Below are 26,629 nucleotides of genomic sequence, written 5' to 3'. Positions count from 1 at the left end.
GGTGCCGGGGCCCGTGGATAACCATAGGTCGCAGAAGCGCCTGAACGCAAATCTTCACGCACACCGCCGCGCACCTGAGCACGCGGAAAATGCACGGGATGCCACCTGCTGAAGCCCTATACCATCGATTCGTCACATCGCAGCGGCCTACCGCTTCTGCCATACCCTCAGCCCGAACAGCGGCAGCACGCCATAGACGTGATCGAACAGGTCCGACTGCGTCTGTTCATACGATTCCCAACGCGTGTCGTTGACGAACAGGAAGATTTCGAGCGGCAGTCCCTGACTGGTCGATTGCACGTGGCGCACCACGAGCGGCAGGTCCTGACGGATGGCGGGATGCTGGCGGAAGTAGCCCAGCATGTAGCGGCGCAGCAGGCCCAGGTTGGTGAGCCGCGCCTCGTCTGCCTGCATGGCGAGCGGCATCTTCATCTCTGCATTGACAGCCAGTTGCGCCAGCAGGTCGTCATCGCAAAACCGCACACTGTCTGCATCCACAGGAATGCTGTGCCGCACGCGCCGCGCGCCGGACTCCAGCATGCCGCGCCAGTTTTTCACGCCGCTGGTCAGCAGCACATAGCTTGGCAGCGTGATGATGGTGTTGTCGAAGTTCTGCACCTTGATGGTGTTCAGTGCGATGTCGGTCACCACGCCATCGGCCACATAGCCGGGCACCTCGATCCAGTCACCGATGCGCAGCATGTCGTAGGCGGCCAACTGGATGCTGGCGACGAAGCCCAGCAATGAATCGCGAAACACGATGATCAGCAGCGCCGTCATCGCGCTGACGCCGGTCAGGAAGTACGTGGGCGAGCGGTCTAGCAGCAGCGACACGATTGCGATGAAAGCGACGAGGTACAGCACGATCGTCGAGACCTGCAGGAAGCTCTTGATCGGCCGCGTGGCGGCATGCGGAAAATGGTTGTAGCGGTCTTCGATGCTGGCGAGGAACGCAAACCCCGCGCGCAGCCCTGCCACCACCATGAAGCTCGCGGCCAGCACCGCAACCGGCGTGCCCAGCATGGAGATCACGGGAAACGTCACGCCCTTGAGCAACGGCGCCGACAGGTAGACGATCAGCGCGGGCACGATCGGCGCCAGTCGATGGAACACGCGTCGATGCGCGGCGGCCCGCAGCCATTTGCGATGTTCGCCACGCGCCAGGCGATGCACCGCCCACAGCATGATCCAGCGCGTCAGGTAGTAGCAGAACACGCTCGCCAACACGATGGCGATCAGCAGCCCCGCCACGATCACGATGGCTACCGGCAGGCTGTCGGTATGTGCGTAGATGTGATGCGCACCGTCCGGCCCGGTCTCGATGCGGAACATGTCTCCCAGCATGGCACCTCGCGTCTGCCGGGGCTATGGGTCAACGTCGATGTCGGCAGATCGGCCACCTTGACGCATCGCGCGCGCGGGATCGGTGCGGTGGCATACATGCCGATACAAAAGCCGCCCTGCGCCACACATGACAGATACGCCACGCCGCGATCATCGCCTCACCCCAGAGGACACCCCCGATCAGGCCCCATGCGCGAATATCGCCATCCGCCGCTCGATGAAATCGAGCACCTCCAGCACCGCCGCAGGCAATGGCCTGCCTGCCTTCACGAGCAGTCTCGCCTGGGTGCCACGGAACAGCGGATGATCGATGGGCACGGTCGCCAGCGACCCGGCGGCCACTTCGCGATAGGCGGCGAACTGGCCGATCAGCGTCACGGCATCACTATTCGCCACGAACTGCTTGAGCGCCGCCAGCGAGTTGCTCACCAGCGTGGGATGGATCGACAGGTTCTCGGAAAATTCGAGCATCCGGGCCGCATGGCCAATGCCGTACGACTCGGGCATCAGGGCCAGCGGATACTCCAGTACCTCACGGATAGTGGCCGAACCGCCGCGCACCGCCAGCGGATGGCCCTGGCGCGACAGCATCACGATGGGCTGCGGCGAACTCGCGCGATACTCGATGCGCGGATGCAGCGGCGGGTTGTAGGCCAGCCCGATATGCGCGCGGCTCTCGGCCACCTCGTCCAGCACATCATCGACGGGCAGGATTTCCATGCGGATATCGACACGTGGATATTGGGCGCTGAACGGTGCGATGACCTCGTTGACCAGCGCATCGACATAGCCTTCGCTCAAGACGATTCGCACCATGCCCTGCTGCAATCCCTGCAGCGCATGCAGTTGATCTTCGAGCTTCTCCTGATGCGCGCGATATCCGCGCCAGAACTCCAGCAGATGTGCGGCGGCCTCGGTGGGCCGCACGCCGCGCGGCTGGCGCTCGAACAGCGTGATGCCGAGTTCTTCCTCCAGCAGCCGGATCTGCCGCGTGATCACCGACGGCGACGTGTTGAGGCTTTCCGCCGCGCCCCGGATCGTGCCGTGCGCCAGCACCTCGCGGAAATAGCGCAGCCGCTGCTGATTGATCTCTCGCATCCCTCTACCCTTTTATCTTTTTTAAGTCACATTTTCGCGAGCACGCGCGGCTGCGTTGCTCTGGCAAGAACGATCTGTGGACTTTGTTGCTGTTGGTGCAAGTCTAAGCCGCTGCCACTATCCAAGCCAATCCCCCAACCATCACAACGCTCTGGAGACTGGCAATGTTAGTGATGTCGAATACTGGCGCCCTCGACGGCACCTCTGCCCTGTACAACAAGATCAACCTGCGACTACTGCCCTTCCTGCTGGTCTGTTACCTGTTTGCCTATCTGGATCGCGTGAACATCGGCTTTGCTAAGCTGCAGATGCAATCGGACCTGGGCTTCTCCGATGCCGCATACGGGGTGGGCGCCGGCATCTTCTTCATCGGCTATGTGCTGTTCGAAATCCCGAGCAACCTGATGCTGCCGCGTGTTGGCGCGCGCAAGACATTCAGTCGCATCCTTGTCTTGTGGGGCATCACCTCGGCCTGCATGATGTTCGTGCGCGACGTGCCCACGTTCTACGCGATGCGCTTCCTGCTGGGCGTATTCGAAGCGGGCTTCGCGCCGGGCATGATCTATTACCTGTCGTGCTGGTACGGCCCGCAGCGCATGGCGCGTGCGATTGCCATCGTGTTCCTGGCGGGTCCGATTGGCGGCATCATCGGCGGCCCGGCTTCGGCCTGGCTGATGACGTCGCTGGCAGGTCACGGCGGACTGGCCGGCTGGCAGTGGATGTTCCTCGTCGAAGGGTTGCCGTGCCTGCTGCTTGGCGTGCTGGCGCTCAAGATGGTGCCGGATCGTCCCGCCGACGCCAACTGGCTGACCGCCGACGAAAAGCGCCTGCTGGAGCAGGAACTGGCCGTGCCCGCCGCACACAAGCATTCGTTCGGTGCCGTGGCGCGCGACCCCAAGGTCTATGTGCTGGCCACCGCCTACTTCTGCGTGATCGCCGCCATCTACGCGCTGAGCTTCTGGCTGCCGACGCTGATCAAGGCGCAAGGCGTGACCGATACCGTGCGGCTGGGCTGGTACACGGCCCTGCCCTATCTGGGTGGCGCCATCGGCATGGTCTATATGGGCCGCCGTTCAGATCGCAAGGGCGAGCGCCGTTTCCATGCTGCCATTCCCGCGATGGCCGGTGCCGCGCTGCTCGCCGGATCGACGCTGGCCGACGGGCACCTGTTCATCACACTGGCGCTGCTGACGCTGGGCACAACCGCTCTGTGGATGACCTACACGGTGTTCTGGGCCATGCCGCCCGAGTACATCAAGGGCCCGGCTGCGGCAGGCGGCATTGCGCTGATCAACACCATTGGCCTGTCAGGCGGGTTCTGGGGTCCGGCCATCATCGGCTGGGCCAAGACGGCCACTGGCAGCCTGCATCCCGGCGTATTGGTGATGGCGGCCATGCCGCTGGCCGCCGCGCTGATCATCCTCGCCAACAAGCTTCCGACGCGCCGCTGAGCGCGACCCCACTCCTGGAGAACACCATGTTGCTGCACCTTTCCACCTGGTCCGAAATCGAGCAATACCTGCAACGCAGCCGGACCATCGTCATCCCGATCGGCTCCAATGAACAGCACGGCCCCACGGGCCTGCTCGGCACGGACTGGCTGTGCCCGGAGATCATCTCCCGCGCCGCGCAGGCACACGGCGACATCCTCGTGGCACCCACGTTCAACATCGGCATGGCGCAGCATCACCTCGGTTTCGCGGGCACGATCTCGCTGCGGCCCACCACGTTCATCGCGGCGATCATCGACTGGGTGCACTCGCTGACGCGCCACGGCTTCGAGAAAATCCTGTTCCTGAACGGGCACGGCGGCAATATCGCCTCGATCGAGGCCGCATTCTCGGAGATCTATGCCGAGTCGAGTTTCGCCGGGCGCCGCGCCGGCTTTGCATTGAAGCTCTGCAACTGGTGGGATCTGGAAGGGGTGAACGAACTGGCCCGCGAGATGTTCCCCACGGGACACGGTGCGCACGCCACGCCGTCTGAAATCGCGGTCACGCAGTTCGCGTTTCCGGATGCAATCAAGCACGCGGACTACGCGCCGAAGATCGCGCCGTCGGGCCCGATCCGCGAGGCGCTGGAATTCCGGGGACGCTTCCCCGATGGCCGCATGGGTTCGGACCCGAACCAGGCCACGCCGGAGAAGGGCCAGGCGCTGGTGGAACTCGCCGCGCGCAGCCTGGTGACCGAACTCGCCGCGTTCACCGACGAGTTCGTACCGGCCTGATCGGCTGGATTGCCTGGAGGGTCAGGCTTTCTCGCGGGTAATCGACAGCGCGCTGAACGATTGCGAGACGGGCATGACTTCCAGGAAGTTGATGTTGACGCGCGAGGGCAGCGTCGCGGACCAGAACACGGTTTCGGCAATGTCCTCGGGTGTCAGCGCATCGGCGCCTTCGTAGATCTTCGCCACGCGCGACTGGTCGCCATCGAAACGCACCGCCGAAAACTCGGTGCCGCCCACCAGACCCGGCGCCACGTCCGTCACCCGGACGCGCGTGCCGGTCAGGTCGGCGCGCAGGTTCAGCGAGAACTGACGCACGAACGCTTTCGTCGCGCCATACGTGTTGCCGCCCGGGTAGGCGTATTCACCGGCCACCGAACCGATGTTGATCACGTGGCCGCGATTGCGCGCCACCATGCCCGGCAACACCGCGCGGGTCATATAGAGCAGGCCCTTGATATTGGTGTCGACCATCGCGTCCCACTTGTCGAGATCCGCGTTCTGCGCCGATTCCAGACCCCACGCCAGACCGGCGTTGTTCACCAGCAGGTCAACTTCTGCGAATTCGGCCGGCAACGCAGCTACGGCAGCGGCCACGGCATCACGGTCGCGCACATCGAGCACGAGCGGCAGCACCTTGTCGCGGCCCAGGGCATCGGCCAGCGCTTCGAGCCGGTCTTCACGCCGCCCCGCGGCAATCACGCGATGGCCGGCCTCGGCAAATCGACGGGCAATGGCAGCGCCAAATCCTGCGGTGGCGCCAGTGACGAATACGATCATGGTTGCTCTCCAGCATGTAAACGGTTCGGTGGCGATGGTACACCGGGTTGCGGGAGATGGTGTTTTGCTCCCCTCTCCCGCGCAGTGGGAGAGGGGTTGGGGGAGAGGGCCGGAGGGTCTGCTTGCCGGCCACATCGCAGTTTTCACCGCTGGCCCTCTCCCCCGCCCCTCTCCCGCCATGCGGGAGAGGGGGGAAAACCAGCGCGGGGAGTTAACGCATCACTCCGTCACCCACCCTCCACTCGTCGCCACCATCATCTGCTTCAGCTCCATCGTCCCGCTGCCTTTCACCACGCGCGCCAGCAACGGAAACGCCTGCTGCACCCTCGTGTCCGCAGCCCATGGCGCCGCATCCAGCGTGTAGGTATATCGCACCGCAGTCGTGAGCCGCGATGCATTGTCGTGAACCGGCTTGTCCCAGCCGGTCACCTTCGCCAGCTTCACATGACCGTAACAAAGGTCCGGCGTATCCGCTTCAGCACCATGCGCCGCAGTCTTCGGATGCGCATTCACAAATCCGCGCCCCTTTTCCGTCAGGTCATAGCGCAGCGCCTTGACCGTTTCGCTCGATCCATCCTGATGTCGCAGCGTCATTTCCGCCGCCACATGCGACACCAGCCCAGCATGCTCCAGCGCGGGCATCTGGATGCCGTCACGCATCTGGGCGGCCACGGGCAAGTCGGGCACATCAACGGGCCACGTGTGCCGGCCGATGCAGAGATCGCCATGCTCGGCAAGCTGCTTTTCAAGCCCGGCGCGGAAGTTGGCTTCGTTCGCCGCGTCGGGATGGCCACACGCGGTCAGGGCGATGGCCGTACACAAGAGGATTCTCTTCATTTCGATTTCACGGCATGCGCGCCATGTTCGGCGGCGAATTCAGCGGCGGCATTCGCCACGGTGTTGGCGGGCTGCGCTGCGTTGGCCGGCGGCACAAAGCCATCGGTCAGCGTTTTCAGGAAGGCGATGAGGTCCTGCGTCTCCGCATCGGTCATCGGCGTCTTGCTGCCGGCGCGGCGCTGGTCCAGCGGCATTTGCTCGTCGAGATTGGCGCGATACTGCGCGGGCAGATCGTCGTACTTGTTGACGCGGCCCTTGCCATCGCTCGGATACCATGTCTGCGGTGCTGTATCGCGCGTGTTGTAGAAGCGGACCACATCATCGAGCGAGTGGAACACGCCGTTGTGCATGAACGCCTGACGCGTGGCCACATTGCGCAGCACCGGCGTCTTGAACATGCCGCACGTTTCCTTCGCACCCTTGTCGCGGCCCGGCCGATGATCGGTGCGCAGCGGTCCGCACAGGCCCAGATCGAAATACTTCGGGTCTGCATTGGCCGGAATCTCGCGATTGCGCGGCACGCCGATGGCTGCGAACGAGTAATCGCTCGTCATGTCCTGGCTGCCATCGTTACCACCACCGATCAAGTGGCACGCCATGCAGTTGCCCTTGTTCGGATCGAGGAACACACGCAGGCCGCGCAGTTCCGCATCGGTCAATGCACCGCCCACCTTGTTGGTGCGATAGCGATCGAACTTGCTGCTGTATGGATGAAAGCTGCGGTCCTCCACCTGGAACGCCTGCAGCGCCGCACCCACCAGTGAAAACGCGCGATCCGTGTCATCGAACACATTCGCGCCATATGCCTGGCGGAACGCATCGGCATGAGCGCCCTGCCGCACGGCACCCACCACAGCCGCCTTGCTGTCCGCTGCCATCTCGTTGGGAGCCAGCAGCGGAATGGCTGCCTGCTCGGCGATGGTGTTGGCGCGGCCATCCCATGTCAGTCCGCCACCGGGACCGGGCGCGCTGATCATGTCGGGATTCTCGAACGTATCGGAATACGCGTTCGTGTATTCCTTGTACATCAGCGTCGGTACGGCACGCGTGCCGGGCTGCTTGCCATCCTTGCCGCCCAGTTGCACGGAGAGGTTATTGGCCGGTGCATAGGCGTGATTGGGATCGTGGCAGGTGGCGCACGACATCTTGCCGGAGCCCGACAGCGACGGATCGAAGAACAGCTTCGCGCCGACCTGTGCGGCGGGTGTCAGTGCGGGCGAGGCGGGTGCCGATGGGGTGACAATCTGGGCCACCTGGACGACAGCAGGCTTGGGAAGCATGGCGGCATGGGCCGCAGCGTGCGGTGCGTCGTCGGCAGGCTTGCAGCCTCCCAACACGGCAATGCACGCGGCCGCCAGGAAACCGGCGGCTTGAATGGAAATACGCATGATGCTCGAGGATCGGTAACTACGCAGAAACAGCGGCACGGCGGGGACGAATCCACCGCCGTGCGTGCATCGGAACTAACGCGACAGCATCAGGACTTGATCGCCCAGATGCTGGTCTGCGAAGCATCCGGCCCTGCAGCCGTGTTGCCGCCACTCAGCGAGCCGCTGCCGCTGACGCCCTTCGTCGCGCCGCCGGAGACGATGTCCCCGGACTTGACCACGTACTTGTGGTTCATCGGACGTACCGAGTCAAAGTGCGTGTTGGCGCTGCCCGAGTATTCGGCCAGATTGGCCAGGTTCTGCGCGATGTACTGCTCGGTGTACTTCGAGCGGTTCATGTACGACGTGGCCACACCGGGGTCTGCCAGCGCAAACATGTCCTGCATCGTGCGCACGAACGAGAAGTGGCTGTAGGCATCGGAGTCGATGACCTGCTTCGGCGCGTTGGGCTGGTTGGTCAGCAACGAGAAGATGGTGGGGCCATCGCCCTTGTTGCCGCCGTTGTAACGCGCCACGGCCGTGCTGATGCCTTCGCCAAGCGGCCAGCCGCTGGTGGCGCCACCGCCCACGTTCCAGCCGCAGCACGACGAGCTGCCGTAGAAGCTCGAACCTTCGTCAAACAGCATGACGATGGCCGAGCGGCGGTTTGTGTTCTTCCAGATGGGCGAAGCCTTGATGGTTTCCACAAGATACTTGGCGTAGGCATCGCCCCGCTTGATACCCGCTGCGGCGTTCGTGCAATCCGCCACCGCCGAACCCGTGCCGTGGATGTCATCGCACTGGTCGGGCACGATGTAGTTCAGCGCGCCGATGTCGCCGCTCTTCAGGTCATCCTCGAACTGGTGCGTGTTCCATGTTATGCCCTTGCTCTTGGCATAGGTGTCGATAGCCGCATCCCACTGGCCACCACCCACCGTGCGGTTCAGGTTTCGGAAGAAGTCCGGGCGATTGCGCACTTCATCGAAGTTCACCGCCGGATGGTGCTTGGTCTTGTAGAGACTGGAAATCATCGGTTCGGTCGCGCCGAGGCCCGACGTCACGTTGACTGCCGTGATGGCCGCATTGCCGGCGCCATCCTTGCGCGGGTCCTGGCCCGGGTCCATCGATTCGCTGTAGACGCGCGCGCCCATGCCGGCGTTGTACAGCGCCGTGAACATATTGCGGCGACCCTTGAGGTTGTGGACCTTGGTGTCGGCGTTGCATGCATTCACCGGCACATAAACATCGGTCGGCTGATTGGCGGTGTCGCCGGCCGGCAGGCAGTTCCACGCGTTGTCGTCGGCCACGCCCCAGTCGTCGGCACTGGCCAGCGAGATGTAGTTCGGCTCGCTCGGATTACCCGTGGAGAAATAGTTGGCCGCCTTGTTGCCTTCCTGGTTCAGGTACTTGTAGAAGTTCGGATAGGCAGGATCGTCGATGGTCTGGTTGCTGTGGTTCTCGAACACGACCACGAACAGGTGGTCATAGCGCGGGATACCTTCCGGATTGAACGCGGCGTCCTGCGCGGCCTGGATCGTCGTGACCGGGTCGGCGGCCACGTCGCTGGCATAGCCGCGATCGAGAATCTTCGATGCGAGCTGGAAGCGGCCTGCCAGCGTGTTGGCTTCCGTCAGCAATGCGGCGGAAGCGCGGGCGTCAGCCACATTGGCCGGCAGCGCGACCACATCGTCGGCCTTGACCGTGACATCGGCAGTGCCGCCCGTCAGGCTCAGACGGCCCGCGATAGCGGTCTTGGCATCGGCCACGCTCAGGTGCTCGGCTTCGACCAGACGCACGACTTCCGTCGACAACGGACTGATGACAACCCTCGCGCCGTTGGCGGCCTGCTCTGCCACGCTGCGCAACACCATCTTGCTCGCGACCTTGGTCGTGGCGCCGCTGGCGTCGGTATAGGTGGCGTCGGTATCCACCACGGCCACGAGGCTTGCCGCCGGCGTGGTCAGTGTGAAGCTGCCATCGGCGGACGAACGCGTGGACGCCTCGCCGTTGTCGCACAGGCCATTGCCGTTGGTGTCTGCACAGACCGTGGCATTGGCGTAGACCGTCGGCACGATCTTCTGCTGCACGTCATCGCCCGTGGTGCTCTTTGCGTAGTCGACGCCCGTGGCCGACGATGCCGCAAAGCCAGTCGGGTTCTTGATCGCCGTGCCGCCAACCACACCGCTGACCGTAGCAGCGGGCGTGGTGCCGCTGGTGCCGGAAGACGGGGTGGAACTGCTACCGTCGCCGCCGCATGCGGCGAGCGTGGCGGCTGCCGCGAGCGCGGTCAGCAGCGGGACAAAGCTGGAGTTTTTTGGGTGCATGTTCTGGCTTCGCCTGGACAAGGGCGAGTTTCTTAGTGGGAGGTAGGACTGCAGCGATGGTGGGCATGGCTACAGCGGCCCCGATCCTAGAAGCCGAATGTGACGGTTTGATTGCGCCGCATGTATCAACGTTGACGCATCAAGTTACGGAATATTTCATGGCGGACGGCATTGGCAGACATCCTGGAAAAGCGCATATTTGCGGCCTTTCCAAGCCTTTTCGTGGCCCCGAACCTTTCAATGGCTGAAAGGTTTTTCCTCTCGCTCCGTCATCGATGTCAGCCCGCCAACTCGCCACCCTCCACTTCTCGAACGAACTCCGCGACTGGATCGTCAATGCGCTGCGCCGTGGCGGTTCCGCAGACGACATCGTGCGTGCACTGGCCGGGCAGCGCTTCGATGCAGGCGTGGCGCGCGAACTGGTGGATGCGTTTGGGCGGGTATTACGCGACGGATCGCCGATGCCGGAAGGCAGCCTCACCATCGAGCGCGAAGCCGCAGGCCCTGCACTGCCGAGATTGCCGCGCAGCGCGATACTGCACGGCGGCGACCGGGATATCCACGTCCTGACACGCACGGACAAGCCGACCATCGCCGTCCTTGAAAGCGTGCTGACCCACGACGAATGCGACGCGCTGATGGCCGCCGCGCGTCCGCGCCTCGAAGCCTCGACGATTGTCGATCCGCGTACGGGCGAGCAAGTGGTGAGTCCCGACCGCACCAGCCAGGGCATGTTCTTCCGGCTGGCGGAAACACCGCTGCTGACGAAGCTCGATGGCCGCATTTCCGCATTGATGCAGATGCCGATGGAAAACGGCGAAGGGCTGCAGGTCCTGCAATACGCGCCGGGCGCGCAGAGCCGTCCGCACTTCGACTTCCTCATGCCCGGCAATGCCGCCAATCAGGCATCCATTGCGCGCAGTGGCCAGCGCGTCAGCACGATGGTGATCTACCTGAACGATGTGGAAGACGGCGGCGAAACGGTATTCCCCGAGACCGGCCTGTCAGTGGTGCCGCGCAAGGGCAATGCGGTGTATTTCGAGTATTGCGACAGCCAGGGACAACTGGATGGCCGCACATTGCATGCGGCGGCCGAGGTGCTACGCGGGGAGAAGTGGGTAGCGACGAAGTGGATGCGGGAGAGGAGGTTTGTGGCGGCGGGGGAATGAACTACCTCTCGGTTTTCTCCCCTCTCCCGCGTGCGGGAGAGGGGTTGGGGGAGAGGGCCAGCAGTTCAAATTGCGACAACTCGGCAAGCAGAACCGCCTGCCCTCTCCCCCGCCCCTCTCCCTGAGGGAGAGGGGAGAAACCAGAGCGCGGCGAGAAAACCTACCGCTCCACCACCCCCCTCGCAAACCCTGCAAACACCACGCCCAACGCCCCCCAAAGCACCGCCTGAATCCCGAACGTTGCCACGCGGTATTGCCACAGCAGCGTTGCCGGGAAATGCTCAGGCACTTCGTTGATCGAAGGCAGCAGCGTCTGGATCAGCACCACCAGCAGCACGAACACGCCAGCAGCGCCCAGCCACGCGTGCCATGCACCCATTCGCACAATAAGCTTGCGTGCGACGATGACCGATACCACCAGCGCAGCCAGTGACAGGCCGATCATCGTGAAGAACAGTGCGGTGCGCAGGCCGATGGTGGACGGGTCCCCGATGGCCGGCGGGTTCGGCGGGTACTTGACGAACGGCACCAGCACGATGGCGATGTAGCCGAGCGTGGCCATCAGCATCGCCGTGGCCCGTGCGCCAAGCGCGCCGATGCGGCCATACACATACGCGAAGGCCAGTGCGAACAGCCCGCCCACGGCGGCGCCGAACACGGCCAGGCCGACGAACAGGCCGAGCCCGGACTGTGTTTCGCGGCTCACCAGTTCGGGCATCTCGTGCGCGTGGCTGCCGCCCATCGCGTGCGTGGCCTGTTCCTCGAACGCGATGGCACGGTCCACCTGGGGTTCGCCCACGACATGGGCAAAGGCAAAGGCCAGCAAACTGGCCAGAAAGCCCGCGAGCATGCCGCGGACCAGCAGGTCTCTCACCATGGTGCTACCGGTTCAGTGGCACGGAAAGCCGAGCAGGTGCCGGCCATCGTGAACGAACTCGTGCACGTACATCGTGTTGAAGATGGCAGCGGCGCCCTCTTCCACCCCGACGAAATAGATCGCCAGCAACATCAGCATGCCGCCGAAGATGGCCCAGGGCAGCAGTTCGCGCAGCGGAATGGAAACGGGGACGATAGCCGGCACGGCGACCGGATGATGCAGCGTGGCTTGCATGGAAGCTCCTGAAGGATGACGCGTCCTGTGGAAGGAAGATTCGATGCAGAGGTCTGGCTTGTCTTCCCGCGCATCGCTGTCTGGCGATGGTCAGGTTGATATACAGTGGCGCGACCGCGCCGGATTTGAACCGGCTTCCCCGCATCGAGAGTCCGCGCATTATAGACCCCTCACCATGACCACGCCTACCGTGCACCGGATCACGTTGTTCTGCCCGCCCGCTATCGCGGCATTGCGCGCCGGCCGCTTTCCCGATGACGACGCGCTGGATGACGACGCCGTGGCTGGCATCACGGCATGGAAGGTGGGCCACGCGGTGTGCAGTCCCGCACGGAGCGCGCAGGAAACCGCCGCCGCTTTGGGATTCACGCCATTCATCGCAACGGATCTACGCGAACTCGACTATGGCCGATGGACGGGCCAATCGCTCAAGACGATCTCCGAAGAGGAACCGGAGGCGCTGGCCGCGTGGCTATCGGATGCCGATGCCAAGCCGCACGGCGGCGAATCCATTGCCGAGGCGTTGCAGCGGGTGGCGGCATGGTTCGGCACCTACCCATGGCAACCCGGCCATACGCTGGTGATCGCGCCACCCGCCATCCTGCGCGCCATCGTGCTGTGCGCGCTCGATGCCCCGGCGCGCGGCTACTGGCACCTCGACATCGCACCGATGAGCATCAGCACGCTGTCCGGGCATCCCGGGCATTGGCGGCTGTCGTCACTGAGCGTACCGGTCGCGACTACAGCAGCACCGTCAGCAGCTTGAGCAACGTGGCCTTGAGCGGATACTGCCCCGCCACGAGCAGCAGCATCGGCAGCGCCGCCGGCACGGCAATGGCCAGCAGCACGCCCTTGTTCAGGATGATGGGACGGATCTTTGTCACGGATTCGTAGATGGTCTGCGTATCCGCCGTCGCACCCAGTTCCGGCGCATTGAGCATCGCGTCGTCGTCGAGTCCGGGCTCACGCGCCAGCCAGCGCCGCTGCACCTTGCGACCGTGCTCCGACAGCAACGCGCCATATTCGAGCATGGCGATCTTCTTCGTGCGCAGCAGCAGCGGCGTGAAGCACAGTAGCGGCAGCGCCACCAGCATGATCAGCACGATGGCCAGCACCACCATTTCGATATAGAGCGATGGCACCGACGTGCCGTGATAGGCCACCTGATGCGCCCAGGAGGCGGCCACCACCGACGACACCGCCAGGGTGAACGGCGCAAACACCACGGGCAGCCGCGAGAGAAAGCCCAGCCCGCCGACATGATCGGGGTGGGTCGGCACCAGATGCAGCGGCAACTTCGCCACGCGCCACAGCACCACGGCGGCCAGCACCAGGCGCCAGATCCACGCCAACAGCAATACGGTAAACAGCGGCCTGACCACCAGCAGGAGCCACCACGCGCCGAAATTGCGACCCGTCGCGTCGCCAGACCAGGCGATCTCATCGGGATTCGGAGCCACCATCACCGAGGCCGTCCAGGCGACGACCAGCGCGCCGATCACGACCCACGGATAGGCGCGATCCCGCAGACGCGTGGCGGAACGTATCACCGCGTGGAAACGCGGCAACAGTGCCTCGTCAACGATCCCGTTGCGAACGAACTGGCGGAAGCACAGTGGCACCAGTCCCTGCGCCAATGCCTCGCCAAGGATCATCAGCGGAATGGCAACCAGACACCGCACATGCACGCCGTAATGCCCCAGCAGCGGCTCGCCCGCACTGCCCGGCATCATGCGCCCCGCCGACCATGCCCAGATCACCAGCGGCAGCCAGCACAGCATGCTGTAGAACAGCGCACGTCGCCCGATGCCAAGCCCTGCGGCCGGAATCAGCCCGAGCCCGCGTTGCAGGCGAAACAGCAGGTCATTGCGAACGAGGGAAAAGCCCTCGGCATCAGCGATTCCGTCCGGGGCAATGCCTGGTGAGGGTCGGGTCATGGCATGGTCCGGAAGCCGTGGCAAATGACGCAATGTGACGTGACGTCACAGGTCCATCGACCCGCATCGATAGTCGACCATCCACTGTCCAGACAGAAGTGAATTCTTTATTTTTTGCGTGAAACGCTTTCGGATACGGATGGGGCCCGGCTGGCCAACCGATTTACACTCCCGGCATGCGCAATGCCGACCGCCCCGCTTTCCTCTCGTCGCCGACCGCCTTCTTCTGGAGCGGCGATGCCCTGCGCAGCCGTCGCCTGGGGCAGGCCGTGCTGTCCGCAAAGGTCGACATTCCCGAGGCACCGGCACGTCTGCGCGCGGACTGGGCACGGGAGATCTCGACGCGGATGACCCTTGAACCCGGAGACGTCGAGGTCATGCCGCTGGCCCGCGCACGGACGCGCTGGCCGGAGTATCCCGGCTGCGTGCGCGCGATGTCGGCGTGGCTATCCACGCACGGCCTCGACGGCCTGCTTGCCGACGCCGACGTGGCACTGATGGCGTGCCGGGGTGCGCGTTATCACCACGATGGCGAACAGTACGGCGGCGCGGCGTTCTGCAATCTCTTTGTGAGCGAGGGAAAGGGGCAGGCGGTTCACTTTCCAGCGCTGGACCTGCGCATCCCCATCGTGCGCGGCACCGCGCTGGTGTTCGATCCCAGCCAGCCGCATGCCGTGATTGCCAGCGGCAATCCGGGCTTCGACGCGGCGGATTTCCCCGTGGAGCCGGATACCACGCAGCTATTCCTGACGTGGGAACTCCCGATCGAGCATCCTGCGGTGGCAAGGGCACTTGGCGTCTCCTTCGACCCCGGCCAGCCCGTGCCCGCGACCGTGGAAGACGAGCAGATCTGGCGCGATGGCGCGAAAGCGGATGTGTGTCCCAATACGGGAGCATGGCAACGCGCGCGGCGTGCCGGCTAGCGGCAGCGCCCCTTGTTCAGAAAGCGCCACATGAATAGATGCTGACCCTGCCGTGATTTTTTTGCCTCATCGGAAGGCTGGTGCCTAGACTGTTACCTTGTACGGACCTGATCGCCTGCGCATCCCTGTCAGGTCACGTCAGCGGCATCGGCGCGCCGCGACAGACTCGCACGCGTGGCCGTTGCTTTTCGCGATCCGACAGGAGTACAGGAGTCAATAACATGAAATATCCGATCCTCGCCGTTCTCGCCTCTGCCGTTGTTGTGGCAGGCTGCGCAACCTCTCCGTACATTCCACCGCCAACCCCGGAAACCCGGGCAGTCGGCCAGAGCAAGCTGGCACCCAAGGAAGCCGCGCAATGCATCGGATCGCAATGGGCCAACAGTTCCAGACAGCAGGTGTGGATGCAGTACATGCTGGCCAACGACGGTGCCTACGATGTCTACGTGCCGGGGCAGAACCCGCCCTCCGGCTCGGCCGCCATCGTGCGCAGGTCTCCGACCGGCCAGGGTTCGTGGCTGGGCTTCCGGGGGAGCGATAGCGCCGCCGCCGGTGCCTTGAACCAGTGCATGTAGCGCGCCACGGGATGTGAGTTGCCCCCGCGATGGCCACGCCGGCCATCGCTTTCCCGATTTCGTTTTCTATTTCGTTTTCGATATCGACGCGCCGTGCCGTATGATCGATGGCATTCCGCCCTTTCCTGCCTGACGGAACGCCCCCGATGACCAACGCCCCTCACCTGTCTCCCAAGCTTCACCTGACCGCGCAGCACGGATTCGCGCTGCACGACAGCCGGCAGCCTTCCTTTCAGCGGAACTGGCACACCCATGACTGCGGCATGCTGCTATGGCCACGCGTGGGCAGGCTCAAGGCCGTATGGGACGACACAACCGAACCATCGGCCAAGGCGGGCGCACTGCATGCCACGTCCCTGGTGCGCGGCACGGCGGTGCTGCTGCCGGCATCGACCGCGCATCTGACGGCTTCCGAACACGAGCGGCAGCAACACGGCGAGTTGTATCTGCCGCCGGATCGCCTGCCCGGCTCGCGGCCATTCGGCGCGATGCATCTGGATGGCGCCACCATCGCGATGCTCGAAGCCCTGCTGGCCCCGACCATCTCCGCAGGCAGCGCATCGTGGCTGGTACGCGCCATCGTCGAGCAACTGGTGGGCAGCAAGCCGCTGACAATGCCCGAGGAACCGGCTTCCGTGGCCCTGCGCATGGTCCGGCGTTTTCGACACGCGCTCGAACGCGACCTGCCACTGCCATCGATCGATGCCGTGGCCGAGGAACTTGGCACCTCCATCCGGCAATTGCAACGCGCCTGCCAGATCGAATTCGGCGCCACGCCCGTGGCCGTCCGGCGCCGCGTGCTGGCCGCGCATGCCCGCGCATTGATCGCTCAAGGCCAGTCCGTTGCCAGTGTCAGCGTGGATCTTGGCTTTGCCTCCAGCGGGCATCTGCACCGGCTATTGCGCGAAGCCAGCGATATTTCCTGACGGCAATCGTTTCAGCCCATTGCCACCAGCGCGTCGATCTCGATCTCCGTCCACGCGCGATCCGGCAGGCTGGACACGCCCAGCGCGCTGCGTGCGGGTAGCGGCTGGTCGGGGAAGGCCGCGCGCAACACGGCGGAGGCGGCGTCGAGCACTGCCGGATGCCGGGCGAAGTCCGGTGCCGCGCGGATAAAGCCACGCAGCCGCACCACCTGGATCACGCGCGACAAATCGCCGTCGCAAGCCAGCCGCAACGCAGCCAGCGCATTCAGCATCGATACCTCGGCGGCACGGCGGGCAGGCTCCACATCGTCGTCGTCCCTGCACTGTCCTGCCATGGCGATCCCTGACTGCCGACACACTTGCCCGGCAATCGACACCCACTGCGTTGTGCCCATCTGCACCACGCTATACGGCGCATAGTTGCCGCGCGGCGTGGATACCTCGGGCAGCGTGAAACCCGCTGCAGCAAGCCGGACTTCGGGGGCGTCGATTGTCATGCCTCGCCCCATGCCACGCTGCCGCTGAGCCAGCAGCCGTCAGGCTCGCCAGAATCGGTCTTGCGCGGCGCGACCAGGATTTCCGAGGGGCTCCCCATGGCATCGCCCTGCCACACCGCAATGGCGCCACTCACTTCACCTGCCGCATGCAAGTATCCCCACAACGCGGCCGCTGCAATACCGGTAGCCGCATCCTCGGGATAGCCCGACGACTTCGGAAACTGCCGCGCGTGGACCACGCGCATGCCGTCCGCCTTGGGCACGCCGAACGCATAGGGATACAGCCCGGTGGAATCGATCGATGCGCACAGCGATTCCATGCTTGAGAAATGGGGATCGAGGCTGTCGAGCATGGCCACGGACGGCAGCTCCACCAGCGTCTTCACGCGACTGGTAGCGGCGTTGATGGCCGGATAGCCCTTGCCCAGCAGGCCGATCTGCATGGCAACGCGGTCCGCCGCCTCAGCGTTCAGTGCGCCGATCCGCACCGCCGGCTGCGAGATCCAGACACGTTGCGCGGCATCGTCCCAGTACGCCTGCACGATGCCGCTCATGGTTTCGATACGCGCGGTGGGCGTGGTCCATTGCCCCCATTGCCGCATCGCCCACAGCGTACCCACGGTGGCATGGCCACACATCTCCATCTCATGCTGCGGCACGAAGAAGCGGAAACGCCAGTCGCAGCCGTTATCGCTCGGCAGTACGAAGGCCGACTCATGGCCATGCGTCGCGGCCACATCCTGCATGGCTGGCGCGCTCATGCCCCGTGCATCGGCCACCAGCGGCACCGGATTCCCGCCCTGCCCGTCGCGCACAAACACGCGGATCATGCTGACTTCACTCACCTGTGGCTCCCACGGACTTGGCGATCTTGCCCCAGTAGGGAATGTCGGATTGCACCGTCGTTTGCAGCGAGGCCGGCGTACCAGGACGCGCCGTCACGCCCTTGCTGGCGAGGTCGTCGGCCACGGCCTTGTCGGCCAGGACCTTGTTCAGCGCCGCGTTGAAGCGGTCGACAATGGCAGTGGGAGTGCCCTTCGGGAACGCGATGCCGTACCACAGTTGCTGGTCGAAACCCGGCACGCCCTGGCTGGTGAAGGTCGGCACACCGGGCAGCAGCGGCGTAGCGGCGGTCACGGCAATCGCGGAAATCTTGTGCGCCTTGATATAGGGGGCGAGTCCCACGGGATTGTCGAACATGATCTGCACCTGCCCGCCGATCAGATCGGTATAGGCCGGCGCCGCGCCGCGATACGGCACGTGGGTCATCGGCACATTGACGAGCTTCTGGAACTGCTCGCCCATCAGGTGCGACACGGTGCCCACGCCCACCGATGCAAAGCTGTGCTGCGACTTGTCAGCCTTCAGCTTCGCAACCAATGCCTTGGCATCGGGCACCTGCAATGCGTTGTTGACTGCCAGTACGTAGGGCGAGGTGCCGATGAAACCCGCATAGGCGAAGTCCTTCGCGGGGTTGTACGTCAGCTTGGGATAGAGCGCCACGCTGACCGCGTGCGTGCTCGTCGTGACCACACCGGCGGTGTAGCCATCCGCCGCGGCACGCGCCACGAAGCCCGACCCGATCGTGCCGCCCGCGCCGCTACGGTTGTCGATCACCACAGGTTGGCCAAGTTCACGCTGCAGCAAGGGCTGGATCGTGCGCACCACCAGATCGGTGCCGCCGCCAGCGGGAAATGGCACCACCATGGTGATCGGCTTGGCCGGCCAGGTTTCCGCATGGGCGGCAACGGATGACGCCGCCACAGCGCCGGCCAGCATGACGCGGGCTGAAATAGACAGGATAGACACGCGCACTCCCCTTGTTTGGAATGCATCGAGTCTAGGAATGGGGCGAACGGCCTTCAAACCGGAATGCGACGTGGGGTGATCCGGAATGCGGCAGTCTCTCTCCCCTCTCCCTCTGGGAGAGGGGTTGGGGGAGAGGGCTGGAGGGTCTGCTTGCCAACGCAGTCGCAATTTGAAGCGCCGGCCCTCTCCCCCGCCCCTCTCCCACCGCGCGGGAGAGGGGAGAAAATCGAGGGTACTTGATGAGCCTGGTGTGCTCCCCTCTCCCGCCGCGCGGGCGAAGGGAGAAAACCGAACAGGAGAGGGGCGTAAAGCAGCACATCAGCGACGCGGGCTTTCCCGATAACCCCGCGCGCTTTATCATGCGCCTCTGACCCTTCGAGCCGACCTATCTGCGTACGCACCCGCCATGAATGCCACCCCGGAACCGCAGCCTGCCAACGAAAGCAGTGCGCCGCGCTCGCCCCTGCTGCTTGCCATCGGGGAGCGCACGCGCAGCCTGCGCGCCCGGCGCGGCCTGACGCGCCGGGCGCTGGCGGAAGCCGCCGATGTGTCCGAGCGCCATATCGCCAATCTCGAACATGGCACGGGCAATGCATCGATCCTGGTGCTGCAGCAGATTGCCAACGCGCTGCAGTGCGCGCTGACGGAGTTGCTCGGCGATGTCACCACGAGTTCGCCGGAATGGCTGCTGATCCGCGAGTTGCTGGAGAACCGTTCCGAATCCGATCTGCGCCGCGTGCGGATTGCCGTGGGCCAGTTGCTTGGCACCGATCCGGCAGACCCGCTGCGCTCGCGCCGCATCGCATTGGTGGGCTTGCGCGGCGCGGGAAAGTCCACGCTCGGACGCATGCTGGCCGAGGCGCTGGACATGCCCTTTGTCGAACTGAACGCAGAGATCGAACGTGTGGCCGGGTGCAGCGTGCAGGAAATCCACGGGCTGTATGGCACCAACGCGTATCGACGCTATGAGCGACGCGCGCTTGAAGAAACGATCCAGTTGTACGGAGAAGCGGTGATTGCCACGCCGGGCGGCATCGTGTCGGACCCGGCCACCTTCAACGAACTGCTGACGCATTGCACGACAGTCTGGTTGCAGGCCGCGCCCGAGGAACATATGGCGCGCGTGGTGGCGCAAGGCGATACGCGACCCATGGCCGACAGCCGCGAGGCGATGGAAGATTTGAAGCGCATTCTCGAAGGCCGCGCGGCGTTCTACTCGAAGGCAGATGCGATTGTCGATACCAGCGGCAAGCCGCTCGCCGACGCCTTTGCAGTGCTGCGCGAGGCGGTAGTAGCCGCCACCTCGGCGCAGCAGGCCCTGATCGGTCAGTAGGTTTCCAGATGCAGCCGGCCTTGCTGCTTGAGGTCGGCGCCGAGCTTGTCCCAGTCCATCCCTGCCTGCACGGCGATATCGCGCAGCGCCAGCACCACCCCCTCTTCCATGCTCTTCAACCCGCAGACATAGAAATGGCTGTTGGTGTCGGCGAGCAGCGCGGCCAGATCCGCTGCGCGTTCGCGCATGGCGTCCTGCACATAGCGGCGCGGCTGCCCCGGCGTACGCGAAAACGCCAGGTTCACATCGATGAAATCCTTCGGCAGATTCACGAGCGGACCAAAGTACGGCAGTTCCTCGCGCGTACGGGCGCCGAAAAACAGCATCAGCTTGCCGCCCTCGAACTTGCCTGACTTGCGCAGGCGGCGGCGCCACTCGGTCATCGCACGCATCGGTGCGCTGCCCGTGCCGGTGCAGATCATGACGATGTGCGAGCGCGGATGGTTCGGCATCAGGAAGCTGTTACCGAACGGCCCGATCACTTCCACGGTGTCGCCGATCTGCAGGTCGCACATGTAGTTCGAGGCCACGCCGCGCACGGCATTGCCCTGGTGATCTTCCAGCACGCGCTTGATCGTCAGCGAGAGGTTGTTGTAACCCGCCCGTTCGCCATTGCGCGCGCTCGCCACCGAATACTGGCGCGCATGGTGAGGCCGACCGCTGGCATCCACGCCGGGCGGCACGATGCCGATCGATTGCCCTTCCAGAACGGGAAACGGCACCGTCCCGAAATCGAGCACGATATGGTGCGTGTCGTAGTCGCGCCCCACTTCGGTCGCACGCAGATTGCCGGTCACCGTGGCGCGTGCCGTGGTGGCTGACTTGCTCGCCTTGCCGCCGTAGAGATTCGTATAGGCATGCGCCGCCGACCACGGCGGCACCGTGGCGCCGTATTGCGCGCTCTGGAACGTCTCGCCGCCTTCAAATGCCGCAGGCAGCGTGACCACTTCCGGCGCGGGCGGCAGGCTGGCTGCTGCCGAGACACCGGCCGCCGCGAGTTCATCCTCGCTGAGTTCGGCAGGCAGTTCGTCCCAGCCCAGTTGCTCGTCCACGCTGTAGGCGCGGGCACGCGGCATGACGCGCCAGTTGTCGATCGATCCCGTGGGGCACGGCGAGATGCACGCCATGCAGCCGTTGCACGTCTCGGCGTCCACCACGTAGTTGCGGGAATCGTGCGTGATCGCGGCCACGGGGCAAGTGGCCTCGCAGGTGTTGCAGCGGATGCAGATCTCGGGATCGATCAGGTGTTGCCTGATGACCTGGATGTCGGACATGTCCATGGTGTTCTCCGGGTAACGCGGCGCGCCACGGCTGGCGCGCCTCCCGACGGGTCAGTTGAAGCGCACGTACTCGAAATCCACCGGCTGGCGGTTGATGCCCATGACCGGCGGCGCGATCCAGTTGGCGAACTTGCCGGGCTCGACCACGCGCCCCATCAGGCCCGCCACGAACGCGCGGTCTCCCGGCGTGGGCAGCCATTGATCCACGTAGTCGCGCCATTCCGCATCGGGAATCACGCGCCCTTCCGGCGACACCTTCACGCCAGCCAGTGCGCCGATATTGCGATGGAACGCCTTGTGCGGCACCTTGAGCCGGAACGGAATGCCCGCTTTCTCGATGACCTTGTTCCAGCGTTCCACACCGGCCACGCTGTCCTTGATGTAGTCATCGCGCAGCACCTCGTTGAGCGCGTTGAGCATCGGCACTTCCTTCTCCACCAGCTTGCCGCCCACGGCCTGCAATACCTTGTACGTCTGGTTCTTGAGTACGTGGTCGTCAGTGCGCTTGCCTTCCTCGTACCGACCCTTGAGACCCGTGCTGTAGAACGTGGCCGCATTGCTCGACTCATCGGCGCCGAACAGATCGATCGTCACGCTGTAGTGGAAGTTCAGGTAGCGCTGGATCGTCGGCAGGTCGATCACGCCCGCGGCGCGCAGCTTGGCCGGATCATCGGTCTTCAGTTCGTTCATGACCTGACAGGTACGCTGGATCACGCGCGACACGCCGCTTTCGCCCACGAACATGTGATGCGCTTCCTCGGTCAGCATGAACTTGGTGGTGCGCGCCAGCGGATCGAACGAGCTTTCTGCCAGTGCACACAACTGGAACTTGCCGTCGCGGTCCGTGAAATACGTGAACATGAAGAACGAGAGCCAGTCCGGGGTCTGCTCGTTGAACGCCTGCAGGATGCGCGGATTGTCTTCCTGACCGCTGCGCCGTTCCAGCAACGCCTCGCCTTCCTCGCGACCATCGCGGCCGAAGTACTTGTGCAGCAGATACACCATCGCCCACAGGTGGCGCCCTTCTTCCACGTTCACCTGGAACAGGTTGCGCAGGTCGTACATGCTCGGCGCGGTCAGGCCCAGGTGGCGCTGCTGTTCCACCGAAGCCGGTTCGGTATCGCCCTGCGTGACGATGATGCGGCGCAGGTTGGCGCGATATTCACCGGGGATTTCCTGCCACACGTCTTCGCCCTTGTGATCGCCAAAATGAATCTTGCGATTGGCCTCGGCCGGGTTCAGGAAGATGCCCCAGCGATAGTCCGGCATCTTGACGTGGCCGAAGTGCGCCCAGCCCTGCGGGTCCACGCTGATGGCCGTGCGCAGGTAGATATCGAAATCCTGCGAGCCATCGGGGCCCATGTCGTTCCACCAGCTCAGGTAGTTCGGCTGCCACTGTTCGAGCGCGCGCTGCAGGGTGCGGTCTTCGCTCAGGTTGACGTTGTTGGGAATCTTGTCGCTGTAGTTGATGCCGTTCATCGTGGTCTCCAGATTCGCTTGTCGCTTGTGCGGCGGGTTCAGACGCGGTTCCAGTCGAAGGCGGCCTTGTCGCCCTTGCCGTAGACCTTCAGCGCACCCTTCTCGCCCACGGCGTTCGGGCGCTGGAAGATCCAGTTCTGCCATGCCGTCAGGCGTCCGAAGATCCGCGTGACCATGTTTTCCTGACCGTTGAAGCGCAGGTTGGCTTCCATGCCGGTCAGCGCATCGGGCGACATCGCCGCGCGTTCTTCCAGCGCGATCCGCACTTCGTCGGCCCAGTCGATATCGTCCGGATTCGATGTCACAAGACCCAGCGCGAACGCAGCATCGGCATCGAGCGGCTGCCCGGCCTTTGCGCGCACGGCTTCCATGGCGGGGACTTCGTCGTAGAAGCGGCGGCCCAGGCGGCTCTGGCCCGTGGCCATCGGATACAGGCCGAAGTTGGCGTCCGCCACGGTGATGGCCGGTGCGCGCGCTTCATCGTCGGGCAGCGCGAGGTGATAGATGCGGTCGCAGGCCAGCGCCAGCTCCAGGAACGATCCGGCGAAGCACGAACCCGGCTCCACCAGCGCGAACAGGCTGCGCGACGAGACATCGAAACGCGAGAACGTGCGGCGCAGCAGGCCGATGGTTTCGCGTACCAGCCAGTGGTCCTTGTGGGCGAGCAGCGTCGCGTCCATCGCCAGCACATCGGCGGCGTCACCTTCGGTCTTGATCAGCCACGTACCGATATCGAGTTCGTTGGTGCGCATCGACAGAATCGCGTCTTCCAGTTCGCGCGCCAGTTGCAGCGGATACCACGCGGCGCCGGCTTCGGCGATGGCGGCGGGGGTGGACGGCTGCGCGCCGCTCGGTCCCTTGACGATAAACGTGGCGCGGCGCGCGGGACGGTCGATCTCCACGGTGACATAGGCATAGCGCAGGGCATCCGCTTCGATCGTGCGTTGCACCGGTACGAGCGCCACGCCCTTGGCATCGGCGGGACGATCGCTCTGTGCGGCCAGTGCCTCGGCGCGCTCGCGCACCTTCTGTGCGAAGACGGCGGGCTTGGCGATATCGTCCACCAGACGCCAGTCCTTGGCACGCTGGCCGCGCACGCCTTCGTTGGTGGTGCAGAAGATATCGGCCAGGTCATGGCGCACGTGGCGCTTGTCAGTCACGCGGGTCAGGCCGCCGGTACCGGGCAGCACGCCCAGCAGCGGCACTTCGGGCAGGCTCACCGCCGATGACCGGTCATCGATCAGCAAAATTTCATCGCAGGCCAGCGCCAGCTCGTAGCCACCGCCCGCGCAGGCACCGTTGACCGCCGCCAGGAATTTCAGGCCGCTGTACTTCGACGAATCTTCCAGGCCGTTGCGCGTTTCGTTGGTGAACTTGCAGAAGTTGACCTTCCACGCATGGCTGCTGACGCCGAGCATGAAGATATTGGCGCCCGAGCAGAACACCTTCTCCTTGCCGCTGGTCACCACCACCGTGCGCACTTCGGGATGCTCGAAGCGGATACGGTTGGCCGCATCGTTCAGTTCGATATCCACGCCAAGGTCATAGCTGTTCAGCTTGAGCTTGTAGCCATCGCGCAGGCCGGCGTTCTCGTCGATGTTCAGCGTCAGCGTGGCAATCGCCCCGTCGAACGACATGGTGAGGTGCTTGTACTGGGAAGGATCGGTCTGGTAATCGACGCGGGGCGCTGCAGTCATTTGGGTCTCCTGGGGAAGCACGATAGTTCGGTGTGCGGCCGTGTTGTGATGGAACTATAGTTCATCGCCATTCGGAATTTCAAGCATTATTTTGCATGTTTCGCGTTGAGCGACCGAAGCGGCACACTCCCGCACCGCGCACGTCGCACTCCTCACAAATCCCAGGCTTCCCGGGCCATTCCGGCGTTTCTTGCTCGTGGCGTGGCCCGCCAATCGTTAACCCTGCGCCATGCAATATATTGCTTGACACCCCTCCTGCTGGCCTCTATGTTTCAGACCTGCACAATAGTGCAGTCACAACATTGGCCCGCGCCCCCTGCGAGGCCAGGCTGGAGATCACGAATGTCCCTACCCGAATTGCTTCCCAACTATCTGGCCGGCCAGTGGCAACATGGCACCGGCGCTGGCGTGACGCTGGCCGATCCGGTGACCGGCGCATCGCTGGTGCGCGTGGACGCCACGGGCCTCGACCTGCGCGCCGGATACCGTCATGCCCGCGAGCGCGGCGGCGCGGCACTGCGGGCCATGACCTATGCGCAGCGCGCAGCCATGCTCGGCGCCATCGTCAAGGTGCTCCAGGCACACCGCGACACCTATTACGAGATCGCCACCGCCAACAGCGGCACGGTGCGCAACGATTCGGCCGTGGATATCGATGGCGCGATCTATACGGTCGGGGTGTATGCGAAGCTCGGCGAATCATTGGGCGATCGCCATTACTTGCTTGATGGCGACAGCGTGCGTCTCGGCAAGGACCCGTTGTTTGTGTCGCAGCACGTTCGCGTACCGAATCGGGGCGTGGCGCTGCTGATCAATGCGTTCAACTTCCCCGCGTGGGGACTTTGGGAGAAGGCCGCGCCCGCCCTGCTGTCCGGCGTGCCGGTCATCGTCAAACCCGCAACGGCCACCGCATGGCTCACGCAACGCATGGTGCGCGACGTGATCGATGCGAACGTGTTGCCGGAAGGCGCGCTGTCCATCGTGTGCGGCAGCGCCGCGGGATTGCTCGATCCGCTGGAACCGTTCGACGCGATTTCGTTCACAGGCTCGGCAGATACTGGTGCACTGATTCGTTCGCACGATGCCGTGACACGCCGCTCGGTACGCGTGAATGTGGAAGCAGACAGCGTCAACTCCGCACTGCTGTTGCCCGGCGAAGGATCGGACAGCGAGGCGTTCGATCTGCTCGTACGCGAAGTGGTGCGCGAGATGACCGTGAAGTCCGGCCAGAAATGCACGGCCATCCGGCGCATCTTCATACCCGAATCTTTGTATGACGCTGCGGCGCAAGCCATCGGCGCCAAGCTAGGTCGTGTCTCCGTGGGCAATCCTCGCAACGACGCCGTGCGCATGGGCGCACTGGTCAGCCGCACGCAATTCGATGCCGTGAAAACCGGCCTTGCCCATCTGCGCGAACAGACCGAGGTGCTGTTCGATGGCAGCGCCACGCCGCTGGTGGATGCCGACCCATCCATCGCCTGCTGCACCGGGCCCACGCTGCTGGGCGCGCGCGATGCCGATGGCGCAGCGCGTGTGCATGAAACCGAAGTCTTCGGCCCCGTCGCCACGCTCGTGCCTTATCGCGACACCGCGCATGCCCTCGCCCTGATCCGGCGCGGCGAAGGTTCGCTCGTGGCGTCGCTCTACGGCAGCGATACCGCAGCGCTCGCGCAGGCTGGCGTGGCATTGGCCGATAGCCATGGCCGCGTGCATGGGGTCTCACCCGATGTCGCATCGATCCACTCCGGCCACGGCAACGTGATGCCGCAATCGGTACACGGCGGACCGGGCCGCGCAGGCGGTGGCGAGGAACTAGGCGGATTGCGCGCGCTCGATTTCCATCATCGCCGCTGCGCGATTCAGGCCAGTCGCGCCGTGACCGCCCTGCTCTGAAACGTCCTTCCACCTTTCTTTACCTT

The 26,629-nt window shown here is 64.4% G+C and carries 24 protein-coding genes and 1 riboswitch; of the genes, 9 read left to right on the top strand and 15 right to left on the bottom strand.

Going from position 1 to position 26,629, the window contains the following annotated elements; all coding sequences use genetic code 11:
* Positions 1-147: 147 nt before the first annotated feature.
* Both GA566_RS05915 and GA566_RS05910 read right to left on the bottom strand, forming a co-directional pair.
* Positions 148-1,344 (bottom strand): mechanosensitive ion channel family protein, encoded by a 1,197-nt coding sequence (locus tag GA566_RS05915; protein ID WP_160472039.1) that lies wholly within the window; start codon positions 1,342-1,344, stop codon positions 148-150.
* A 180-nt stretch (positions 1,345-1,524) separates the two neighbouring features.
* On the bottom strand, positions 1,525-2,442 hold the full coding sequence (locus GA566_RS05910) for a LysR family transcriptional regulator (RefSeq protein WP_160472037.1): 918 nt from the start codon (positions 2,440-2,442) through the stop codon (positions 1,525-1,527).
* 164 nt (positions 2,443-2,606) lie between these two features.
* Between GA566_RS05910 and GA566_RS05905 the strand changes: the two genes are divergently transcribed.
* A complete protein-coding gene (locus tag GA566_RS05905; protein WP_160472035.1) occupies positions 2,607-3,893 on the top strand; it encodes an MFS transporter in 1,287 nt (428 codons plus the stop codon).
* Between the two features lie 26 nt (positions 3,894-3,919).
* Complete coding sequence (locus GA566_RS05900; RefSeq protein ID WP_160472033.1) at positions 3,920-4,669, top strand: creatininase family protein; 750 nt, start codon at positions 3,920-3,922, stop codon at positions 4,667-4,669.
* 21 nt (positions 4,670-4,690) lie between these two features.
* Here GA566_RS05900 and GA566_RS05895 read toward each other — a convergent pair whose 3' ends face one another.
* From GA566_RS05895 to GA566_RS05880, 4 genes are all read right to left on the bottom strand, one after another.
* Positions 4,691-5,446: an SDR family NAD(P)-dependent oxidoreductase gene (locus GA566_RS05895; protein WP_137928414.1), complete on the bottom strand. Its 756-nt coding sequence runs from the start codon at positions 5,444-5,446 to the stop codon at positions 4,691-4,693.
* A gap of 219 nt (positions 5,447-5,665) precedes the next feature.
* Positions 5,666-6,283 (bottom strand): hypothetical protein, encoded by a 618-nt coding sequence (locus GA566_RS05890; RefSeq protein WP_160472032.1) that lies wholly within the window; start codon positions 6,281-6,283, stop codon positions 5,666-5,668.
* A complete protein-coding gene (locus GA566_RS05885) occupies positions 6,280-7,671 on the bottom strand; it encodes a cytochrome-c peroxidase (RefSeq protein ID WP_160472030.1) in 1,392 nt (463 codons plus the stop codon). Before GA566_RS05885 ends, GA566_RS05890 begins: the two co-directional genes overlap by 4 nt.
* Positions 7,672-7,760: 89 nt before the next feature.
* Complete coding sequence (locus GA566_RS05880; RefSeq protein WP_160472028.1) at positions 7,761-9,974, bottom strand: alkaline phosphatase family protein; 2,214 nt, start codon at positions 9,972-9,974, stop codon at positions 7,761-7,763.
* Positions 9,975-10,249: 275 nt separating this feature from the next.
* Between GA566_RS05880 and GA566_RS05875 the strand changes: the two genes are divergently transcribed.
* Entirely contained in the window at positions 10,250-11,143 is an 894-nt protein-coding gene (locus GA566_RS05875; RefSeq protein ID WP_160472026.1) for a 2OG-Fe(II) oxygenase, read from the top strand.
* Positions 11,144-11,303: 160 nt separating this feature from the next.
* Here the strand turns inward: GA566_RS05875 and GA566_RS05870 are convergent, their stop codons facing one another.
* Positions 11,304-12,020, bottom strand: a complete 717-nt coding sequence (locus GA566_RS05870; protein WP_160472024.1) for a CbtA family protein — start codon at positions 12,018-12,020, stop codon at positions 11,304-11,306.
* 12 nt (positions 12,021-12,032) lie between these two features.
* Positions 12,033-12,254: a CbtB-domain containing protein gene (locus tag GA566_RS05865; RefSeq protein WP_137926549.1), complete on the bottom strand. Its 222-nt coding sequence runs from the start codon at positions 12,252-12,254 to the stop codon at positions 12,033-12,035.
* 50 nt (positions 12,255-12,304) lie between these two features.
* A riboswitch (cobalamin riboswitch) is annotated at positions 12,305-12,394 on the bottom strand.
* 35 nt (positions 12,395-12,429) lie between these two features.
* Between GA566_RS05865 and GA566_RS05860 the strand changes: the two genes are divergently transcribed.
* A complete protein-coding gene (locus GA566_RS05860; RefSeq protein ID WP_160472022.1) occupies positions 12,430-13,020 on the top strand; it encodes a histidine phosphatase family protein in 591 nt (196 codons plus the stop codon).
* Here the strand turns inward: GA566_RS05860 and GA566_RS05855 are convergent.
* The gene (locus GA566_RS05855) at positions 12,995-14,191 is read right to left on the bottom strand and encodes a hypothetical protein (RefSeq protein WP_160472020.1); all 1,197 of its coding nucleotides are present in this window, start codon (positions 14,189-14,191) and stop codon (positions 12,995-12,997) included. The two genes, GA566_RS05860 and GA566_RS05855, sit on opposite strands and share 26 nt — an antisense overlap.
* 176 nt (positions 14,192-14,367) lie before the next feature.
* On the opposite strand from GA566_RS05855, the gene GA566_RS05850 reads away from it, so the two are divergent.
* From GA566_RS05850 to GA566_RS05840, 3 genes are all read left to right on the top strand, one after another.
* A complete protein-coding gene (locus GA566_RS05850) occupies positions 14,368-15,114 on the top strand; it encodes a hypothetical protein (protein ID WP_160472018.1) in 747 nt (248 codons plus the stop codon).
* Positions 15,115-15,335: 221 nt separating this feature from the next.
* The gene (locus GA566_RS05845) at positions 15,336-15,689 is read left to right on the top strand and encodes a hypothetical protein (protein WP_137926553.1); all 354 of its coding nucleotides are present in this window, start codon (positions 15,336-15,338) and stop codon (positions 15,687-15,689) included.
* A 146-nt stretch (positions 15,690-15,835) separates the two neighbouring features.
* A complete protein-coding gene (locus GA566_RS05840; RefSeq protein ID WP_160472017.1) occupies positions 15,836-16,615 on the top strand; it encodes a helix-turn-helix domain-containing protein in 780 nt (259 codons plus the stop codon).
* 11 nt (positions 16,616-16,626) lie between these two features.
* On the opposite strand, the gene GA566_RS05835 is transcribed toward GA566_RS05840, so the two are convergent.
* Genes GA566_RS05835 through GA566_RS05825 form a run of 3 tightly spaced genes read right to left on the bottom strand, consistent with a single transcriptional unit; the run spans position 16,627 to position 18,921 of the window.
* Complete coding sequence (locus GA566_RS05835; protein WP_160472015.1) at positions 16,627-17,112, bottom strand: RidA family protein; 486 nt, start codon at positions 17,110-17,112, stop codon at positions 16,627-16,629.
* Positions 17,109-17,957 (bottom strand): PhzF family phenazine biosynthesis protein, encoded by an 849-nt coding sequence (locus tag GA566_RS05830; protein ID WP_249359512.1) that lies wholly within the window; start codon positions 17,955-17,957, stop codon positions 17,109-17,111. Before GA566_RS05830 ends, GA566_RS05835 begins: the two co-directional genes overlap by 4 nt.
* Positions 17,950-18,921: a tripartite tricarboxylate transporter substrate binding protein gene (locus GA566_RS05825; RefSeq protein WP_137926556.1), complete on the bottom strand. Its 972-nt coding sequence runs from the start codon at positions 18,919-18,921 to the stop codon at positions 17,950-17,952. The genes GA566_RS05830 and GA566_RS05825 overlap by 8 nt, the downstream gene beginning before the upstream one ends.
* A 406-nt stretch (positions 18,922-19,327) precedes the next feature.
* On the opposite strand from GA566_RS05825, the gene GA566_RS05820 reads away from it, so the two are divergent.
* Positions 19,328-20,254: a helix-turn-helix transcriptional regulator gene (locus GA566_RS05820; protein WP_160472013.1), complete on the top strand. Its 927-nt coding sequence runs from the start codon at positions 19,328-19,330 to the stop codon at positions 20,252-20,254.
* Here the strand turns inward: GA566_RS05820 and boxA are convergent.
* The 3 genes from boxA to boxC are packed head-to-tail and all read right to left on the bottom strand — an operon-like array spanning position 20,248 to position 24,710.
* Entirely contained in the window at positions 20,248-21,534 is a 1,287-nt protein-coding gene (boxA, locus tag GA566_RS05815; RefSeq protein ID WP_160472011.1) for a benzoyl-CoA 2,3-epoxidase subunit BoxA, read from the bottom strand. The two genes, GA566_RS05820 and boxA, sit on opposite strands and share 7 nt — an antisense overlap.
* Before the next feature lie 51 nt (positions 21,535-21,585).
* Positions 21,586-23,013 carry a benzoyl-CoA 2,3-epoxidase subunit BoxB gene (gene boxB / locus GA566_RS05810; RefSeq protein ID WP_137926559.1) on the bottom strand — a complete coding sequence of 476 codons (1,428 nt, stop codon included), beginning with the start codon at positions 23,011-23,013 and terminating at the stop codon, positions 21,586-21,588.
* A 38-nt stretch (positions 23,014-23,051) separates the two neighbouring features.
* Positions 23,052-24,710: a 2,3-epoxybenzoyl-CoA dihydrolase gene (gene boxC / locus GA566_RS05805; RefSeq protein WP_160472009.1), complete on the bottom strand. Its 1,659-nt coding sequence runs from the start codon at positions 24,708-24,710 to the stop codon at positions 23,052-23,054.
* Positions 24,711-25,052: 342 nt separating this feature from the next.
* On the opposite strand from boxC, the gene GA566_RS05800 reads away from it, so the two are divergent.
* Positions 25,053-26,603, top strand: a complete 1,551-nt coding sequence (locus GA566_RS05800) for a 3,4-dehydroadipyl-CoA semialdehyde dehydrogenase (protein WP_160472008.1) — start codon at positions 25,053-25,055, stop codon at positions 26,601-26,603.
* Positions 26,604-26,629: the final 26 nt, after the last annotated feature.

It is taken from the genome of Cupriavidus sp. SW-Y-13 (assembly GCF_009793345.1).
GTDB lineage: Bacteria > Pseudomonadota > Gammaproteobacteria > Burkholderiales > Burkholderiaceae > Cupriavidus.
This window is presented reverse-complemented; position numbering and strand designations above follow the sequence as displayed.

Bases quoted from the DNA above. Each gene is read 5' to 3' on its own strand.
- GA566_RS05915 (WP_160472039.1), bottom strand. From the start codon at position 1,344: ATGCTGGGAGACATGTTCCGCATCGAGACCGGGCCGGACGGTGCGCAT.
- GA566_RS05910 (WP_160472037.1), bottom strand. From the start codon at position 2,442: ATGCGAGAGATCAATCAGCAGCGGCTGCGCTATTTCCGCGAGGTGCTG.
- GA566_RS05905 (WP_160472035.1), top strand. From the start codon at position 2,607: ATGTTAGTGATGTCGAATACTGGCGCCCTCGACGGCACCTCTGCCCTG.
- GA566_RS05900 (WP_160472033.1), top strand. From the start codon at position 3,920: ATGTTGCTGCACCTTTCCACCTGGTCCGAAATCGAGCAATACCTGCAA.
- GA566_RS05895 (WP_137928414.1), bottom strand. From the start codon at position 5,446: ATGATCGTATTCGTCACTGGCGCCACCGCAGGATTTGGCGCTGCCATT.
- GA566_RS05890 (WP_160472032.1), bottom strand. From the start codon at position 6,283: ATGAAGAGAATCCTCTTGTGTACGGCCATCGCCCTGACCGCGTGTGGC.
- GA566_RS05885 (WP_160472030.1), bottom strand. From the start codon at position 7,671: ATGCGTATTTCCATTCAAGCCGCCGGTTTCCTGGCGGCCGCGTGCATT.
- GA566_RS05880 (WP_160472028.1), bottom strand. From the start codon at position 9,974: ATGCACCCAAAAAACTCCAGCTTTGTCCCGCTGCTGACCGCGCTCGCG.
- GA566_RS05875 (WP_160472026.1), top strand. From the start codon at position 10,250: ATGTCAGCCCGCCAACTCGCCACCCTCCACTTCTCGAACGAACTCCGC.
- GA566_RS05870 (WP_160472024.1), bottom strand. From the start codon at position 12,020: ATGGTGAGAGACCTGCTGGTCCGCGGCATGCTCGCGGGCTTTCTGGCC.
- GA566_RS05865 (WP_137926549.1), bottom strand. From the start codon at position 12,254: ATGCAAGCCACGCTGCATCATCCGGTCGCCGTGCCGGCTATCGTCCCC.
- GA566_RS05860 (WP_160472022.1), top strand. From the start codon at position 12,430: ATGACCACGCCTACCGTGCACCGGATCACGTTGTTCTGCCCGCCCGCT.
- GA566_RS05855 (WP_160472020.1), bottom strand. From the start codon at position 14,191: ATGACCCGACCCTCACCAGGCATTGCCCCGGACGGAATCGCTGATGCC.
- GA566_RS05850 (WP_160472018.1), top strand. From the start codon at position 14,368: ATGCGCAATGCCGACCGCCCCGCTTTCCTCTCGTCGCCGACCGCCTTC.
- GA566_RS05845 (WP_137926553.1), top strand. From the start codon at position 15,336: ATGAAATATCCGATCCTCGCCGTTCTCGCCTCTGCCGTTGTTGTGGCA.
- GA566_RS05840 (WP_160472017.1), top strand. From the start codon at position 15,836: ATGACCAACGCCCCTCACCTGTCTCCCAAGCTTCACCTGACCGCGCAG.
- GA566_RS05835 (WP_160472015.1), bottom strand. From the start codon at position 17,112: ATGACAATCGACGCCCCCGAAGTCCGGCTTGCTGCAGCGGGTTTCACG.
- GA566_RS05820 (WP_160472013.1), top strand. From the start codon at position 19,328: ATGAATGCCACCCCGGAACCGCAGCCTGCCAACGAAAGCAGTGCGCCG.
- boxA (WP_160472011.1), bottom strand. From the start codon at position 21,534: ATGGACATGTCCGACATCCAGGTCATCAGGCAACACCTGATCGATCCC.
- boxB (WP_137926559.1), bottom strand. From the start codon at position 23,013: ATGAACGGCATCAACTACAGCGACAAGATTCCCAACAACGTCAACCTG.
- boxC (WP_160472009.1), bottom strand. From the start codon at position 24,710: ATGACTGCAGCGCCCCGCGTCGATTACCAGACCGATCCTTCCCAGTAC.
- GA566_RS05800 (WP_160472008.1), top strand. From the start codon at position 25,053: ATGTCCCTACCCGAATTGCTTCCCAACTATCTGGCCGGCCAGTGGCAA.